The sequence below is a fragment of the Jeotgalicoccus meleagridis genome (assembly GCF_903994045.1).
Classification (GTDB): Bacteria; Bacillota; Bacilli; order Staphylococcales; family Salinicoccaceae; genus Jeotgalicoccus; species Jeotgalicoccus meleagridis.
Genome location: NZ_CAJEWD010000006.1, coordinates 75329 through 90690 on the forward strand (window position 1 = coordinate 75329; position 15362 = coordinate 90690).

Below are 15362 nucleotides of genomic sequence, written 5' to 3' on the forward strand. Positions count from 1 at the left end.
GCTCACCTACTTATTTTCTCTCTAACATTTCAATAATTTCATCCTCACTCAACTGAGCAAGATTATTTTGATAGTTACCCGCAGCCATGGTCTGGCGAGCAATTTCTGGAATATGTTTTTTATCAATACCGAGTTCTTCAAATGTCGAACGTAAACCTAATCTCTTTTTGAGTTCATTGATTTCATCTGACATTGCTCTAGTGTTTTTAAAGCCGAGTTGAGCACTAATATCATCCATGCGATTATCTACTTCTGCATTATATAAAATCCACTGATCGAGACTAAATGCACAAGCTTCAGCATGCGGTATGCCAAACTCAGATGTTAAATAATAACTCATTGCATGTGACCCACTTGTTGCAGTCTGTGAAAATCCAAGTCCAGCAATAGTACTAGCTAAAGCCATATTACTTCTAGCTGTCACATCTTTACCATCGTTATAAGCCGTTTCTAGGTTGGCAAATGCTAATTTCAAAGCTTTCAGATGTAAAGCATCAGAAATTGGGTTATTGTTTACAGAACCGATTGAATCTAAGGCGTGGCAAATAACATCGATGCCTGAGATTGCTGTTACTGATGGTGGACATGAATAGGTCATTTCAGGATCAACTAGTGCATACTTTGGATATAGCAATTTAGAATTCAAGGACACCTTTAAACCTCTTTCCTTATCACTGATTACCGCAAAAGGTGTGACTTCTGAAGCTGACCCACTAGTAGATGGAATAGCTACTAAAGGAAGTGCAGATGTGACAAGCTTATCATCGATTAACTGACGTGCCTCAACCCCTCTAGCGTAAGCTGCCGAAGCTGCTTTTGCTGCATCCATAGCTGAACCTCCACCTGCTGCAATAATTAAATCTGCCTGGTGAGTATCACAAGATAAAACGATATGATCTACGTTATCTACAGTAGGGTTGGCCTCGATATTAGACACGACTGCCTTAACTCTATTACCTAAAAGAGATTCTAGTAAATCGGTGACGCCATTCTCTACTTGAGAGTTTGAAGCGACAACAACAATTGATTGATAATTAGTATCCTTTAATACTTCATCAATAGTTTGAAGCACACCTGCTCCAAAATGCACCTCTGTGTGGTTAGCAAATAAAAACATGTAAATCCCCTTCCTATCCTAGTCTTTTTTTATCTTATAGTCATAGATTTTAAAACGCACAGTGAGTGGTTGGAAAAGAAAAACATATAATAAGAATAAGATAAAACTAATCACTAAAGATGGCCACATCGGCCAGTCCATAATCGGAATCAATATAAATATAAATAATGCAACTAAAAAAATAGCCAAATAATCATAAACAATCGACAATGTAGAAGGTTCTAAATACATCTTACAATTCGGACATTTAATCCTTGTCCTAGGTTTTAAAGCATAACCTTTAATTTTCTCCCCATAAGTCCATTCATGATGACAGTGTGGACATTCCCCCATAAAATCACCTTACTTCATAGTTTAGACACTTTTATTATAACAAAAAGAAGAGCGTGAAAGCTCTTCTATTCATCATCTTCAAATTCGTAATAATCTGCTAAAATATCTTTAATTCTATTTTCTTCTTTAGATTGAACCAGCTTGATATTACTAGTTACATGTTCACAGCCTTGTTCAGCTAAATATAAATTAAGTTTTTTAACGAGACTAAACAGTTCATCTAGGTTACCTTCTACTGTCGTTTCTTGTGGTCCTACAAAATGTGTAAGTCCACTGTTTTCAATTAAATCAATCGCACCACTTGTATGAGAGTATAGCTCCTTATCTCCAGGATGGTAGGGTAAAACTTGTATACTCATTAAATAGTTCATGTCTGTTCCTCTCCTCAATTCAATTCTTCTTATATTATGATACTATTGCTAGTAGAAAACAAACATTTAAGGATGAATAAATATGATACAAATCAGCAAAGGATTAAACATTCTCTTGATTCTAATCGCACTTGTTATGATCTACTTTTTCTCTCAAGATTTCTTACCAGCTTCCTTGAATATGCCTTTGATTATCACTCTAATCATTCTTGGGGTCTTTTCTATTATTTCCATAATTAAAAAGGAGCACCCTGAGGACTAGTTGAGATAGTCCACTATCTCGACTTTGTCACTATAAGAAGTCATTTTTTCAGAAACATCCTGATAGACATCATCCATGTTCATATCAGCTAGAGGATGTAAATAAAAATCTTCATACTCATTGCTATCTACGTAAGTAGGCATAAATCTCACTTTGCTGACATCTATGTCCTCCCCCTTTTCTTCAACTGTAACTTCTAAAATACCTCCAAGACGTGTATTTAAAGTTTGTTGAGCACTTAAAAAGTTAGACATAGAATAGGCAATTACCGCTTCACTACCATCCTCTCTTTCATAATGTTCAATTGGTTGTAAGGTATGTGGATGTGAACCAACAATGATATCTGCTCCAGCTTCAGCAATCGTCTGATATTCTGGTATGTGTTCCTCTCTCGGATAATCATCGTATTCAATACCCTGGTGATAGCTGACAATCAAGACATCTACTTTGTCTCTTAAGTCTTCTATATCCGATAAAATTCTCGGCATATCAATGATATTAACTAAATACTCTTCCCCCTCCGGTACTGGAATGCCATTTGTACCGTATGTATATGCTAGAAACCCAACATCTATACCATTGACCGTAAAGATTCGATCTCTGTTCATGTCTTCTTCACTCACATTTGCTCCAACATAATCAATGTCACGGTCTTTTAAGTTTTCAGTCGTACGTTCAATACCTTCAGCACCTCTATCAAGTGTGTGGTTGTTAGCTAAATTTACGATATCTGCATCAAAATAAGCTAGTAAATCTGCGACTTCAACTGGGGCGTTAAAAGTTGGATAACCTGATAAAGTCAGTTCCTCTCCACCAATTGGTGTTTCTTGATTTAAAAAGACTAAATCTTGCTGCTGTAAATACGGCGCGACTGTTTCAACTCTTGACGTAAAGTCATAACCATCTTCTGTCATAACATCTTCATACAGATAATCGTGTACTAAGATGTCCCCTGTTGCTGCAAAAGTAAAGGAACTATCAAGATACTGACTTATATTTTGATACAAGGCTCCTTCATCAATCATCTGAAAATCTCTTTCCAATGATGCTACTTCATCTGTCGTATTCGAAGTAAAGAAACTAAAAAACATAATGACAATTGGTAAAAACTTCATTTTAATCCCCCTTACTATCGTTAAGTTGATCTACTATGAATTCTGATTGTTGCCGGATAGAAATTAAATCATTTGTTATAAAATCGTCTTTATTCACTAATATGACATGTGATTCAGGGATGTCTAGAGCTTTGGAAAACTCAAGTTTAATACTATCGTCTGATGTATTATCTGTATTAACAAATATATAATCTGTTTCAAAATCAGAGAATTCAGCTGGGGTCTTCACTTCAAAGAGATTATCTTCTACATCCTTTTTAGCTTCTTCATCCATCTGAAAGCCGAGTACGTCGTAAACCGCTTCAGTACCGTAACCCATATATTCATTGTATAGCATAAACCCGTCATCATGAGAACTTACAACTAAAGCATGTTGATCATCCACTTGCTCCTTGAGTTCTCTTTTAATTACCGTTGTCTCTGCTTCCCACTCATCACCTATTCTATTCGCTTCATCTTCTTTATTTAAGATGACGCCTAAATAATAAAGCTGGGTTAGATAAGTTCTCGGACTAAAGGGACTAAGTATACCGGCTGAATAAGTCAGGCGAATTGTTGGTGCAATTTCACTATAGTCGTCAAAATGTTCATCAGGTGAATATGTAACGATTAAATCAGGTTGAATCTCTTTTAGACTCTCAATATCTCCTGCTTGTAAATAAATAACTTCTTGACCAAGTTCATTTTCAATTGTGTTATTGTTTTCTAATTCACTATTCACAGCAGCTGCTTCATAACCAAGCAATTTTGCATTACCTGGATCTATAGACCGAAACAGGACAATCCTTTTTGGTTCAGCAGGAATATCAATTTCACTTGTATCTTCTGTCGTGATTCTTCTTAATTCACCATCTTCGCTCACGTCGATTTCACGGAAACTAGAACAACCAGCCAATATCAAAATTGTCATCATAAATACAATCACTTTATATTTTTTCATTTTTTTCAACCTCTATTATTAATAGTGCCATTATACACATAATAGTGTTATCAAAGAAGAGCGAGAGAAAATAAAAACCCCGAACCTAATGGTCCGGGGTTGTTCTTAAATTTAAGTTAATGCTTCTTTTTCAACAGTGTAGCGTCCTTTATACTTATAGACAAATTCTAAGAACTTATCTAGCTTACCTTCAGAAATATTTTTAATACTTACTATTAATTGGTCATCATGCCATAAGTGAACAATGTGGCCGACCATAAGTAAATCTTCGACAGTGATACGCGTGATTCTATCATAATCAAAATCTTCGATACAAATCACACCACGGTCTTCTAAGTTTAAAAATAATCGTTTTGTTGTTGCAACTAAAGAGCCATGATAAATACTTTTTTCACCCTCAAAATACTCAATTGAACCAACAAGTGCAGGTCCAACAACTTCTTTAGATTGTAGAGGGACACCCTCAATATTTTTCAATTTGTTGTACATAGACAACATCCCCTTTTTTACTGTTATTTATTCACTTACCACGAAACATAAGGTAATAAACATTTTTGCTTTTTAAAATTAAGTAACCAAAAAAGACTCCAATAATACCCCCAATTGAATTCAACATGACATCATCAACGCTTGTCACTCTTCCTATTGGCAACAAATACTGGGTTGTCTCAATAAAAATTGATAAGACTAAGCACAGTAATACTGTTAAAATACCTCTTTTGATAAGGCAATATAGGAAGAAGGAAATGGGTATAAATAGTACAATGTTCATGACAATACTGTTGAAGATTGCTTCGGTTGTCGCATAGTACCACATATCCTTTATGCTCTCTAAAGGTGTTAATACGACAATATCACTTTCATTAGATGTCGGCATCAGTGTTACGAGAAAAATACCCACTAAACTCATAATCAAACCCATTATTGAAAAGTACCTTAATTTTTTAGATACCGTATCCAGTTGATAACCACTTTTTATATTAATAAAGAGTGTAACCACTACAATAATCATAAAAATAATGATAAATATCGGAATCACTGGACTGAATGCTTCGACTAAAATACCCATTTATTATGCCTCTAATCTTCTCCAAATTGCTGCTTAGTAAATTCTCTATACCTATCATGAGTCTCCATTAAACTTTCATGGTTGCCTTGTCCGGTCAATTTACCACTATCAATGAAGTATATCTTATCTGAATTGACAATTGTTGATAAACGGTGCGCAATAACTAAGACTGTACGTCCTGACATCAGTTCGTTTAAAGCTTCACCGATATATTTTTCTGATTCTGAATCAAGACTTGCTGTAGCTTCATCTAACATCAATATTTTAGGATTTCTTAAAAACGCTCTGGCAATACCGATTCTCTGACGCTGACCACCAGATAGTTTAACACCACGTTCACCGACTTCGGTATCGAGTCCTTCTTCTAGATCATCAATGAACTCTTTTGTATAAGATTGTCTAACAGCTCGCTCTATATCTTCTTCACTATAAGCCGATTCATCTAAGCCATAAGTAATATTTTCTCTAATTGTCCCTGAGACAATAGCACTTTCTTGTGCGACGTAACCAATACCAGAACGATAATGTTTTAAATCTAATTTTTCTATATTAATACCGTCGACCCTAATTTGTCCAGTCCAAACATTGTAGTATCGTTCAATTAAAGAAAAAATCGTGGATTTACCACTACCACTTGGTCCAACGAAAGCAACTTTTTGATTATTATTTGCTTGGAAGGATATGTTTTCTAAAACTGCTGTATCTCCGTAACCAAAAGAGACATTATCAAATTCCAAAGTATTATAAGCGAGCTCTAGACGTTCTTCTCCAGACTTCTCATCCGTCATATCTAAAATGCCCATGATTCGACCTGTTGCTCCAAGTGCTTTGTTATATTCTGTAAAGAACATCGCAAACATCGTCATTGGCATCATTATTTGGAATAAATAAAGTAAAAATGCAACTAGTGTTCCAATTGACATGGAACCGTCAGCTACTCTAATACCACCATAACCAATGACTAAAATAATCACGAACATCATCACCGTGTACATAATCGGTGATAATAAAGCATTGATAATTGCTTCTTTCATCCCGTATTTATATAGCTCTTTAATTCCACGGCGTCCTTTTTCTTGTTCATATCGTTCAGCATTGAATGACTTCATCAGTCTGATTTCACTCAAAGTCTCTTGTATCGACCCTGTGAAAGTGGCAGTTTCATCCTGTAATTTCTTAGAGACCTTTTGCATACGTCTACCAAGTGGTAAAATTACAACGATTGATATCGGTAGTGCGATAAACATAATGAGTGTTAATTTCCAGTCCATTAAGAAGAGGATAATCACTGCTCCGACTATACTGACTAAGCCACTGATTAACTGTGGGAAATGACTTGTAATTAAATTTTGAATGATACTTGTATCGTTGACAACTCTAGAGACTGACTCTCCACTTTTCGTTTTATCGAAATAAGAAACAGGTAAATTGAGAAATTTATCCCATACCATTTCTCTTAATCGCTGAACAACAGTCTGACCAATTTTTGCCAACATATAATATGACACACCATCGATTACTGCACTGAATAAGAAAACACCTATAATGAGAACCACTAAGGGTGTGCTTATTAATGATGTATCAAATCCATCTATAAACATTTGTGTTAAGAGCGGTACCATTAAAGAACCTAAGGTACCTATCAAAGTTAAAAATATCCCTCCAAAAAACAAGGGTTTCTTAATCTTTGTCTGTTTGATTAATCCCATAAATTTTTTAAATGAAGCTTTTTCTTCAACACTTTCCAACTTGTCACCTCTTCGTATTTTATGATTTACATTTTACATTGTAACTGTTTTTTTGAACAATATCAGTATGGTATGATAATACTATCAAAACATGGGAGGACGGGACTATGGCTCTTGAAATTAGTGATGTTACGAAAGTGTTTGGTAACAACAAAGCGGTAGACTCTATCAACATTAATGTACCATCCGGTAGCATGTATGGATTTCTCGGTGGTAATGGTGCAGGTAAGACAACGACTTTTAGAATGATTTTACAACTTCTCACGCCGACTTCAGGTTCCATACTTTATAAGGGGAAAAAGATTGGCTATGACATGACCAACAGCATTGGATATCTACCAGAAGAAAGAGGACTCCACCCAAAACTCACTGTTAAAGAACAAGTCTTATATTTAGCAGAGCTTAAAGGTATGTCACGAAAAGAAGCTGACCAAGCTTTAGATTACTGGTTAGAAAGATTCAAAGTGACAGAAAATAAAACTAAAAAAATTGAAAAATTATCAAAAGGAAATCAACAAAAAATCCAATTAATTGCTTCGATTATTCACAATCCTGAACTCATCATCTTAGATGAGCCATTCAGTGGTCTAGATCCCATTAACGTTGAATTACTAAAAGATGCTGTAAAAGATTTGAATAAGAATGGTTCTACTATAATCTTCTCTACCCATCGCATGGAACACGTTGAAGAACTGTGTGAAGAATTATGTATTTTGGATAGAGGTAAGCAGATTATTAGTGGTAATATTGACCAAATTAAAAGTGACTTTGGTCAGAAAGAAATCATTATTGAAGGGGATCACGATATATCTTTCTTAAAAGATCAAGAAGGTGTGCTTGATATCAAACAGATTCGCAAACAAACGACCTTAAAAATTGCTGATGAAAAGTATGCAGAAGATATTTACTCAGCCATTACTAAACTTGGTTACTTCAAGAGATTCCAAGTCAATGAACCTTCCTTAAACGATATCTTTATAGCGAAAGTAGGTCGTGATTATGAATAAATTTTTAGCTACCTTTAAACTTACCTTCTTCTCTAAAGTTAAAGCAAAATCATTTATATTTACAACACTCCTTATTATTGCCGGTATGTTCTTAGCCTTTAATTTCGATAAAATTATCGATCTCTTCGACTCTGAAGAAAATAAAGAAGTTGAAATTATTGCTGATGAAGAGTTCAAGGCAACTTTTACATCGATTCTACAAACTTATGATGAAGAACTTGAAGTTGTAGATGCTGATGGTGGAACGACAATAGAAATTACGAATACTGATCCTATTGAAGCGGAAGTAAAAAGTGAAGATGAACTATCAAGTACAGATGAGCAAAATATACAGCTCGCATTAAACGATACGCATCAGTCATACGTGCTTCAAAACTTAAATTTATCAGAAGAAGAAGTGAATGAAATATATCAAGAAGTCCCTGTACAATTCCTAGTCTCTAAAGAAGATAGCTCTGGCTATGAGGAAGGGGCTGATGACGAGTTCAACATTCTCAACATGGTCATTTTCTACTTCTCAGTCATCTTGATGTTTATCATTATCTTAAGCTATGCTAACCAGATTGCTATGGAAATCGCCAATGAGAAATCTTCAAGAGTTATTGAAATGATTGTCTCAAGTATACGTCCTGTCCAACACTTAATGGCAAAAATTTCAGCTATTATTTGTGTCAGTGTGATTCAAGTACTACTTATTTCACTTGGCGGACTACTCGCCTTTTATTTATCAGACTCACAAGCTTTACTCGACCAGTTTGGTCTAGAAACAAATGAGCAAACAGTTAAGCTAATCGTTTACTGTATCATATTTGTTATCTTAGGCTTGGCACTTTACCTTTCCATCGCTGCTATGCTCGGTTCATTTATTAGCCGTATGGAAGATATTCAACAAGGTATGATGCCCCTCACTTTTATCTCTATGATCGGTTATATGGTGGCTTTAATGGGGATAAATTTTGCAGACCACATACTTGTCACTGTATCAAGCTATGTTCCATTCTTCACACCATTTGTCATGCCGCTCAGACTACTTGTATCAAGTACAGGTCATGGTCCTATGCTAATCGGTATTGCCATAATGGTTGTCTCAATTATCTTAGTACTACTACTCGCCGCTTATGTTTACAAACGCAGCGTACTTTCAACTGAATCAGGCATCATGAAAAATATTAAGAGAATAAGAAAATAAAATTCTTATGGGGCTGGGATATAAATCCTAAACCTATCAGTAATGACCTGGAATACTAAAATATAGTTTTCAAGGTTTTTTCATTCAAGATTATTTTTGATAAACTTAATGGAATTTTTTGCTCATATTTTCCATTCGACATCTCTTTTAACAGACCTAATGGAATTTTTTGCTCGTATTTTCCTTTCGACATCTCTTTTAACAGACCTTATGGAATTTTTTGCTCATATTTTCCATTCGACATCTCTTTTAACAAACCTAATGGAACTTTTTGCTCATATTTTCCATTCGTCATCTCTTTTGATAGACCTAATGGAATTTTCATCGATTTTAGACCTAGAGACTGAGCTTTTTCCCTAGTCCCACCCTTATAAATATATACATATAAATGTATGGATTATACAGATTATCAGCGACTTCAATGCATTTTATAGAGCATGACTGATTGAAAATTCATTACTATAAATTTCTAAAAATTCTTAAGTCAAAGTTTTAAAATTTATCTTGTGTAGACTTGTTGACATTGCTTTTAAATGGTGTATTATGATGGAGAATAAATCAAAGGAGTCCTGAATTATGCAAGTAGAGTTAACGAGATTTAGGGTGAAAAAAGGTAAGGAAGAGCTAGTCGATGAATGGATGGCATTTTTAAATGATCATTTAAATGATGCCCTGCTTACTTTAGACGGTGAGAAGATGTTTGTTGAGACAATTATGCGTGATACAATGGGCGATTTCGATTATCTTTACTGGTATTCTATTCAGGCAGATGATGGAGATTCTAGCAGTGAAAGTGAACAATGTATAGATAAGAAACACCTTGAATATTTTAATAAATGTATCGATATTACCTATCGTCCTAAAAATTTAAAAACAGAAGTTGTTATGATACCAAAACGTATTAAAGAAAAAATTGAAGTTGCTGCAGAAGAACAGTTTTCTAAAATCTAATATTATTAGACTAATCCATGGCATAATTGTCATGGATTTTTTTATAAAAAAAGAGAAATCTTTAGATTTCTCTATCTTTCTCTTCTTTTTTAATTTCTCTATAAGCCATAAGCACATAGTATCCCGCAAAGATTATAGCAAATACTTGCAGTGACCAGTTTACTTCAATCATTGTATTAGCCAAGACTAAAAAGATCAAAAGCATGGCAAGTGTATAGATAATTTTTTGTTTGTTTTCGCTCATAAAAATACTCCTAACACCGAGGTATTAGAAGTATTATCTCATATCTTTCTACTATTCACCAATTGCAGCACTATCCGCAATAATAGTCACATCAGGGTGATTGTTTAAGATAGATGCAGGATTTTCTTCTGTCACTACCCCATTTAACAATTCACTTAGTGCTTCTTTTTTATTCTCACCATTGATTAAGATAAGAATTTTTTTTGCTTTCATAATAGATTTAAGTCCCATTGATAAGGCTCTACTTGGTACGCTTTCTTTATCATCAAAGAATCTTGAGTTATCTTCAATTGTTTCTTCTGTCAATTCTACTGCATGAGTTAAAGAATCAAATGAAGTACCTGGCTCATTAAAGGCAATATGTCCATTACGACCAATACCTAGGAGTTGGATATCTAAACCTTGTTCATCAATTTTTTCTTCATAACTTTTTACTTCTTCTTCCTCATCAGCTGCTTTACCATTTAATAAGTTAATGTTTTCTTCTGGAATAGAAACATGATTGAAGAAGTTTTCATTCATATAATAAGCATAGCTTTGATTGTGATTACGATCTAAACCAACATATTCATCTAAATTAAATGTTGTAATTTTAGATTGATCGACAGTACTTGAATTTAATTTATCACTAAGGGCCTTGTAAGTACCTTCTGGTGTAGATCCTGTTGCTAAACCGATCACTGGTCTTTCTTTACTTGTGATTACATCAAATAAAATATCAGCTGCTTTGTCGCTCATTTCTTGGTATGAATTTACTTTAATTAAGTACATTATATCCTCCTAGTTTTCCTGCAAGTTCTCGATCAAGATGTGTATTGCTTTTGTAATTTCTTCTTGTGGCCAGCTCGCTACTTTTTCTTTAATACCAATTTCATGATTGGCTGGTACGTGAATAAATCCTGCAGGAATATCTAATTGTTTTTTGTTTAAGATGTATAGCTCACTATACATTAAGTTATTACACAGATAAGTGCCTGCAGAGTTTGATATAGCCACAGGAATTCCTTCATCTAAAAGAGCCTGTTCTAAGTGCTTCAAAGGCAATTTAGAAAATAGTCCATCTGCACCATCTTCATAAATTTTTTCTCCATTAGGTTTAAATCCTGTGTTATCTTCACGTCCATCAATTGTATTTATAGCGATACGTTCAAGATGAATGCTTTTAATGCCATTTGCTAAGCCTAAAGACAAGATTGCATCTGGTTCAATTTTGTCAATATCCGCTTCAATGATGCTATTAATTTCTCCAAATTCAACAGGGTATACTTTACCAATAATTTCGTAGCCACCAATGGATTTCCCATCTAGGCTCTCTACTACAGATGCAGTAGGATTGGTTTTAAATCTCAAAAATGGTTCGTAACCTGTTAATAGTAATTTTTTCATTAATATCATTCCTTTAAACTACTATTTTGTATAAGTAGTAAGTAAATAATATCACAAATAGCCTAAAAAGTGTCAAACTTCTATCCTGAGACGTCCTAGCTAGACTTCACCCATTTTTTCTTACTTATGCGTAAATAAGTAATGATACGTAGTAGATACTCTAATGGACCATAAGAGAAATGCTTCAAATACCAAATGGCTAAGTACATTTGTAAAATGTAGAAGGCGATAAAAACAAATACTGACACCATAAATATATCTTTACCAAATAAACCAAGACCATATCCGTAAAACACTAATGTTCCAAAGATACTTTGTAAAATATACATAGATAAGGATAGTTTTCCAATGCTCTTCATACCAGTTAAGAAGAGACTATTTTCATATTTTTGATATAAATATTTAATTAGACACATAAATGAAAATGCTAGTAAGAGACCAAAGGTCAAATTAAGATTTGATGCTAAATCACTATCATTTAACCAGTAAATAGAAGACTTGATAATGATACAAACTGGTATTAAATAGATAAAAATTTTATTGGACCAAAACTTAAAAGCATCTTTTTGAAACCAATTCACCCTAGATAAATATATACCAAACATAAAACCTAAAGCTGGGAAAAATACAGCAACCAGAAGGACAAACGGTCCGATTTCATCCATCTCTTTAAATTCCTCTTCCATAATTGGATCTTCTAAGTCCTGTCTTAAATCAAAAATTTCACTATAAGTACCATTTTGATAACTATCAACCATTTCAGTCATGTATGATTTAATCTCTTCCTCATTACCACTAGCTACACTTTCTTCACTCGGCACAAAAAAGCTCGCTGTAGTCAATAGAAGTAAGGTACCGATGATTAGATAGGAAATGATTCTGTAAAACCAAGTCGGTAGACTAATAAAAGGAATTACAATTATCATTGCAACACCGTAGGCTAAGAGAATATCCCCTTCCCAAATAAAATAGGAATGTAAGAGACCGAGTATAATCAAACCTATTGCTCTAAATAGTAGTTTTAGTCGCTTCCACTTCATTTCCTTTTTCTTCATAGATTGAAATAGTTTATCCATTGAAAAGCCAAATAAAATTGCAAAAATTGGCATAAAGCTGCCTTCAAACACAACTTTTACAAACTGATAAAAACCATAATTAACTGGAGACATTTGATAATATTCTATGTGCTCCTTACCTGATAGACCAAATTGAAAGATTAATAAATTAGCCATCAAAATACCAAAGAGGCTAAAACCTCTAATAGCATCTGCGCTCTTTATTCTCATATATATTCACCTCAGAATTTAGTTTAATCTTCGCTTCTTAATTTAATTTTAAAGCTACCTTAAATCCACCTTAATTATTTATGTCTTTGTGGCTAAGAATTTTTTCACCCTCTACAATAAGAGTTGAGGTGCATATAATGAACAAAATATTAATTGTCGAAGATGATAAGGATATTAGAGAGTTGATTCATTTAAGCTTATCTTCACAAAATATTTCAAATATATACTCAGCTCGTAATTTGCCTGAGGCTAAATCGTTATTATTAAGTGACAACTTTCAAATACTACTCTTAGATTTAAATCTCGAAAATGAAAATGGCTACCAACTGCTAAAATACATCGATCATAATGAGATAAATCCTGACATCCACATTGAACTTAATGATGTACACGATGGAATCAGTTTAAGTTATGAAGATAATGGTGTAGGGATTGATAGAAATGAATTAGACTATCTGATGACTAGTGGTGGAACAACAAAAGAAAGGGACGAGCATCACGGTATTGGCTTTTCTGTTATTCAAGACGCAATAATTTTTCATAGTGGAAACTTGACTATCCTACCGACAAATCAAGGCGTTAAATTTTTAATTACTTTAAGATAAAAAAAGTAGATCTGACTTTATTAGTCAGACCTACTTTTTTAATTTTGATACTTTATTTACTTAGGTTCAAGATCTTTTAGGTAAGGGAAACTACTTGGATATTGGTAGTAACCATCTAAATTCGAATTGATACCGGTGAGTAATTTCGTATGGAAGATTGGAATTAATGGTTCTTCATCTATAATGATTTGTTGTGCATCTTCATACATTTGAAGTCTGGTCTCCTCATCAAGCTCTACTCGAGCTTTGTCTAATAGTTCATCAACTTCTGGATTAGAATATCTAGTTCTATTACCTGGTGCTCCGATATTGTCTGAATGGAACATTGGGTAAAGTCCGTAGTCTGCATCTAGAGTCACAGTACCCCATCCACCGATGAACATTTCATGATCACCATTAGCAGTATACTCTTGGTAAGCACCTGCTTCCATTAAGGATATTTCAAGGTCTATGTTTAACTCTTTAAGCACTTCTTGAATATAAGTCGCAACATCTTGGTGTGTTCTAGAGTTTAATACAACTTCAGCAGTGAAACCATCTGGGTAATCACTTTCTGCTAAGTAATTTTTTGCTTCTTCTAAATCGTATTCTATAGGCTCAAGATCATCGCTATGACCGAAAACAGTCGGGTTTAATGGTGTTTCTGCAACTTCGTGTATACCGACCAATATATTTTCTATGATTGCATTTTTATCGATTGCAGAAGCAATAGCTAACCTAACATTTTCATCATTAAATGGCTCTTTTTCTGTATTAAATCCTAAGTATGTCATGTTGGCACTTGGACGTTGCTGAACTTCTGCTTCTTGGCTAGAATCAACTTGTTCTACATCATTCGGATCCATCGGATAGATAATGTCTGCGGTTCCTGCGGTTAATTCAGCGATACGGGACTGATCTTCTGGTACTGCTCTAAATGTAATCGATTCAGGTTTTGCAGGATCTCCCCAATAGTCCTCATTACGAACTAAAGTAATTTGTTCTCCTTCAGTAATATCTTCAAATTTAAAGAAACCTGTACCCACCGGTGTTTTATTTACTTCAGTTAAAGGATTGCCGCCTTCTTCCATCTCAGCATAGTCCTTATCGATGACTTCCTTACTAATCATATGCCCACCTGGATGTGCTAAATGAGCTGGTAAGGCAGCGAATGGTTGTTTTGTATGTATATTAACCGTATAGTCATCTACAATTTCAACCTCTGATATTTCAGTAAATAAAAATGCAAGTGGAGATGCAACTTCTTCATCACGTACACGGTCTAAGTTAGCTTTAACAACCTCTGCATTGAAGTCACTACCATCATGGAATTTAATTCCTTCTCTCAATTTAAATTCCCAAGTCGTGTCTGAAGTTTGTTCATAACTTTCAGCCAAACCTGGCTCTAACTCCAAGTCCTGATTTAGTTTGACTAAAGTTTCATATATGTTAGTCATCACATATAAAGAATAACCATCGTTTGCTGCATGTGGATCTAGTGAATTTGGTAAGGACATGATACTGAAATCAATTGCCTCACCAGAGGATGACCCACCTTCCTCTGACTCAGATACCTCTTCTTCAACCTCACTGTCAGATGTACAAGCAGCGAGGACAAGAACGATCAAAGTCAGTAATGGTAACAAGTACTTTTTCATTCATGACGCCTCCTAATCTTAATCCCTATTATTGTACTATGATTTGCAATTTTACGCTAGTGTAATTTAATGGTAAAAAACCTTTCACTTCTTTTTTAGAAA

At 34.3% G+C, this 15362-nt stretch carries 18 protein-coding genes; 5 read left to right on the top strand and 13 right to left on the bottom strand.

Annotation, left to right across the window (positions count from 1 at the left end; all coding sequences use genetic code 11):
* Positions 1 to 10: 10 nt before the first annotated feature.
* The 3 genes from JEOSCH030_RS04235 to JEOSCH030_RS04245 all read right to left on the bottom strand — a co-directional run bounded on the left by JEOSCH030_RS04235 (position 11) and on the right by JEOSCH030_RS04245 (position 1821).
* Positions 11 to 1117, bottom strand: a complete 1107-nt coding sequence (locus tag JEOSCH030_RS04235) for an iron-containing alcohol dehydrogenase (protein WP_185125377.1) — start codon at positions 1115 to 1117, stop codon at positions 11 to 13.
* A gap of 18 nt (positions 1118 to 1135) precedes the next feature.
* Complete coding sequence (locus JEOSCH030_RS04240) at positions 1136 to 1450, bottom strand: TIGR04104 family putative zinc finger protein (protein ID WP_185125378.1); 315 nt, start codon at positions 1448 to 1450, stop codon at positions 1136 to 1138.
* 65 nt (positions 1451 to 1515) lie between these two features.
* Complete coding sequence (locus JEOSCH030_RS04245; protein ID WP_185125379.1) at positions 1516 to 1821, bottom strand: thiamine-binding protein; 306 nt, start codon at positions 1819 to 1821, stop codon at positions 1516 to 1518.
* A gap of 82 nt (positions 1822 to 1903) precedes the next feature.
* Between JEOSCH030_RS04245 and JEOSCH030_RS04250 the strand changes: the two genes are divergently transcribed.
* Entirely contained in the window at positions 1904 to 2083 is a 180-nt protein-coding gene (locus JEOSCH030_RS04250) for a hypothetical protein (RefSeq protein ID WP_185125380.1), read from the top strand.
* Here the strand turns inward: JEOSCH030_RS04250 and JEOSCH030_RS04255 are convergent.
* From JEOSCH030_RS04255 to JEOSCH030_RS04275, 5 genes are all read right to left on the bottom strand, one after another.
* Positions 2080 to 3198, bottom strand: a complete 1119-nt coding sequence (locus JEOSCH030_RS04255; RefSeq protein WP_185125381.1) for a CapA family protein — start codon at positions 3196 to 3198, stop codon at positions 2080 to 2082. The two genes, JEOSCH030_RS04250 and JEOSCH030_RS04255, sit on opposite strands and share 4 nt — an antisense overlap.
* Before the next feature lies 1 nt (position 3199).
* Entirely contained in the window at positions 3200 to 4138 is a 939-nt protein-coding gene (locus JEOSCH030_RS04260; RefSeq protein ID WP_185125382.1) for an ABC transporter substrate-binding protein, read from the bottom strand.
* 111 nt (positions 4139 to 4249) lie between these two features.
* Positions 4250 to 4627, bottom strand: a complete 378-nt coding sequence (locus JEOSCH030_RS04265) for a PH domain-containing protein (protein ID WP_185125383.1) — start codon at positions 4625 to 4627, stop codon at positions 4250 to 4252.
* Positions 4628 to 4658: 31 nt separating this feature from the next.
* Positions 4659 to 5207, bottom strand: a complete 549-nt coding sequence (locus JEOSCH030_RS04270; protein WP_185125384.1) for a VanZ family protein — start codon at positions 5205 to 5207, stop codon at positions 4659 to 4661.
* 11 nt (positions 5208 to 5218) lie between these two features.
* Positions 5219 to 6916, bottom strand: coding sequence for an ABC transporter ATP-binding protein (locus JEOSCH030_RS04275; RefSeq protein WP_185125491.1), 1698 nt, complete (start codon positions 6914 to 6916; stop codon positions 5219 to 5221).
* Between the two features lie 146 nt (positions 6917 to 7062).
* On the opposite strand from JEOSCH030_RS04275, the gene JEOSCH030_RS04280 reads away from it, so the two are divergent.
* The 3 genes from JEOSCH030_RS04280 (at position 7063) to JEOSCH030_RS04290 (ending at position 10102) form a co-directional block, all read left to right on the top strand.
* A complete protein-coding gene (locus tag JEOSCH030_RS04280; RefSeq protein WP_185125385.1) occupies positions 7063 to 7962 on the top strand; it encodes an ABC transporter ATP-binding protein in 900 nt (299 codons plus the stop codon).
* Entirely contained in the window at positions 7955 to 9151 is a 1197-nt protein-coding gene (locus tag JEOSCH030_RS04285; protein WP_185125386.1) for an ABC transporter permease, read from the top strand. The genes JEOSCH030_RS04280 and JEOSCH030_RS04285 overlap by 8 nt, the downstream gene beginning before the upstream one ends.
* A 576-nt stretch (positions 9152 to 9727) precedes the next feature.
* Positions 9728 to 10102, top strand: a complete 375-nt coding sequence (locus JEOSCH030_RS04290; protein WP_185125387.1) for a DUF6176 family protein — start codon at positions 9728 to 9730, stop codon at positions 10100 to 10102.
* Between the two features lie 61 nt (positions 10103 to 10163).
* On the opposite strand, the gene JEOSCH030_RS04295 is transcribed toward JEOSCH030_RS04290, so the two are convergent.
* The 4 genes from JEOSCH030_RS04295 to JEOSCH030_RS04310 form a co-directional block, all read right to left on the bottom strand.
* Entirely contained in the window at positions 10164 to 10346 is a 183-nt protein-coding gene (locus tag JEOSCH030_RS04295) for a hypothetical protein (RefSeq protein WP_185125388.1), read from the bottom strand.
* A gap of 51 nt (positions 10347 to 10397) precedes the next feature.
* A complete protein-coding gene (nagB, locus tag JEOSCH030_RS04300; RefSeq protein ID WP_185125389.1) occupies positions 10398 to 11117 on the bottom strand; it encodes a glucosamine-6-phosphate deaminase in 720 nt (239 codons plus the stop codon).
* 9 nt (positions 11118 to 11126) lie between these two features.
* A complete protein-coding gene (locus JEOSCH030_RS04305) occupies positions 11127 to 11732 on the bottom strand; it encodes a pyroglutamyl-peptidase I (protein ID WP_185125390.1) in 606 nt (201 codons plus the stop codon).
* A 95-nt stretch (positions 11733 to 11827) separates the two neighbouring features.
* A complete protein-coding gene (locus JEOSCH030_RS04310) occupies positions 11828 to 13018 on the bottom strand; it encodes a DUF418 domain-containing protein (protein WP_185125391.1) in 1191 nt (396 codons plus the stop codon).
* Between the two features lie 137 nt (positions 13019 to 13155).
* Here JEOSCH030_RS04310 and JEOSCH030_RS04315 point away from each other — a divergent pair, with 137 nt between their 5' ends.
* The gene (locus JEOSCH030_RS04315) at positions 13156 to 13623 is read left to right on the top strand and encodes an ATP-binding response regulator (protein ID WP_185125392.1); all 468 of its coding nucleotides are present in this window, start codon (positions 13156 to 13158) and stop codon (positions 13621 to 13623) included.
* A 56-nt stretch (positions 13624 to 13679) separates the two neighbouring features.
* Here JEOSCH030_RS04315 and JEOSCH030_RS04320 read toward each other — a convergent pair whose 3' ends face one another.
* Entirely contained in the window at positions 13680 to 15260 is a 1581-nt protein-coding gene (locus tag JEOSCH030_RS04320; protein WP_185125393.1) for a glutathione ABC transporter substrate-binding protein, read from the bottom strand.
* Positions 15261 to 15362 lie beyond the last annotated feature (102 nt).

What these genes read in the sequence shown, in the direction of transcription:
- JEOSCH030_RS04235 (WP_185125377.1), bottom strand. Translation starts at nt 1,117, where the DNA reads ATGTTTTTATTTGCTAACCACACAGAGGTGCATTTTGGAGCAGGTGTG.
- JEOSCH030_RS04240 (WP_185125378.1), bottom strand. Translation starts at nt 1,450, where the DNA reads ATGGGGGAATGTCCACACTGTCATCATGAATGGACTTATGGGGAGAAA.
- JEOSCH030_RS04245 (WP_185125379.1), bottom strand. Translation starts at nt 1,821, where the DNA reads ATGAACTATTTAATGAGTATACAAGTTTTACCCTACCATCCTGGAGAT.
- JEOSCH030_RS04250 (WP_185125380.1), top strand. Translation starts at nt 1,904, where the DNA reads ATGATACAAATCAGCAAAGGATTAAACATTCTCTTGATTCTAATCGCA.
- JEOSCH030_RS04255 (WP_185125381.1), bottom strand. Translation starts at nt 3,198, where the DNA reads ATGAAGTTTTTACCAATTGTCATTATGTTTTTTAGTTTCTTTACTTCG.
- JEOSCH030_RS04260 (WP_185125382.1), bottom strand. Translation starts at nt 4,138, where the DNA reads ATGAAAAAATATAAAGTGATTGTATTTATGATGACAATTTTGATATTG.
- JEOSCH030_RS04265 (WP_185125383.1), bottom strand. Translation starts at nt 4,627, where the DNA reads ATGTACAACAAATTGAAAAATATTGAGGGTGTCCCTCTACAATCTAAA.
- JEOSCH030_RS04270 (WP_185125384.1), bottom strand. Translation starts at nt 5,207, where the DNA reads ATGGGTATTTTAGTCGAAGCATTCAGTCCAGTGATTCCGATATTTATC.
- JEOSCH030_RS04275 (WP_185125491.1), bottom strand. Translation starts at nt 6,916, where the DNA reads ATGGGATTAATCAAACAGACAAAGATTAAGAAACCCTTGTTTTTTGGA.
- JEOSCH030_RS04280 (WP_185125385.1), top strand. Translation starts at nt 7,063, where the DNA reads ATGGCTCTTGAAATTAGTGATGTTACGAAAGTGTTTGGTAACAACAAA.
- JEOSCH030_RS04285 (WP_185125386.1), top strand. Translation starts at nt 7,955, where the DNA reads ATGAATAAATTTTTAGCTACCTTTAAACTTACCTTCTTCTCTAAAGTT.
- JEOSCH030_RS04290 (WP_185125387.1), top strand. Translation starts at nt 9,728, where the DNA reads ATGCAAGTAGAGTTAACGAGATTTAGGGTGAAAAAAGGTAAGGAAGAG.
- JEOSCH030_RS04295 (WP_185125388.1), bottom strand. Translation starts at nt 10,346, where the DNA reads ATGAGCGAAAACAAACAAAAAATTATCTATACACTTGCCATGCTTTTG.
- nagB (WP_185125389.1), bottom strand. Translation starts at nt 11,117, where the DNA reads ATGTACTTAATTAAAGTAAATTCATACCAAGAAATGAGCGACAAAGCA.
- JEOSCH030_RS04305 (WP_185125390.1), bottom strand. Translation starts at nt 11,732, where the DNA reads ATGAAAAAATTACTATTAACAGGTTACGAACCATTTTTGAGATTTAAA.
- JEOSCH030_RS04310 (WP_185125391.1), bottom strand. Translation starts at nt 13,018, where the DNA reads ATGAGAATAAAGAGCGCAGATGCTATTAGAGGTTTTAGCCTCTTTGGT.
- JEOSCH030_RS04315 (WP_185125392.1), top strand. Translation starts at nt 13,156, where the DNA reads ATGAACAAAATATTAATTGTCGAAGATGATAAGGATATTAGAGAGTTG.
- JEOSCH030_RS04320 (WP_185125393.1), bottom strand. Translation starts at nt 15,260, where the DNA reads ATGAAAAAGTACTTGTTACCATTACTGACTTTGATCGTTCTTGTCCTC.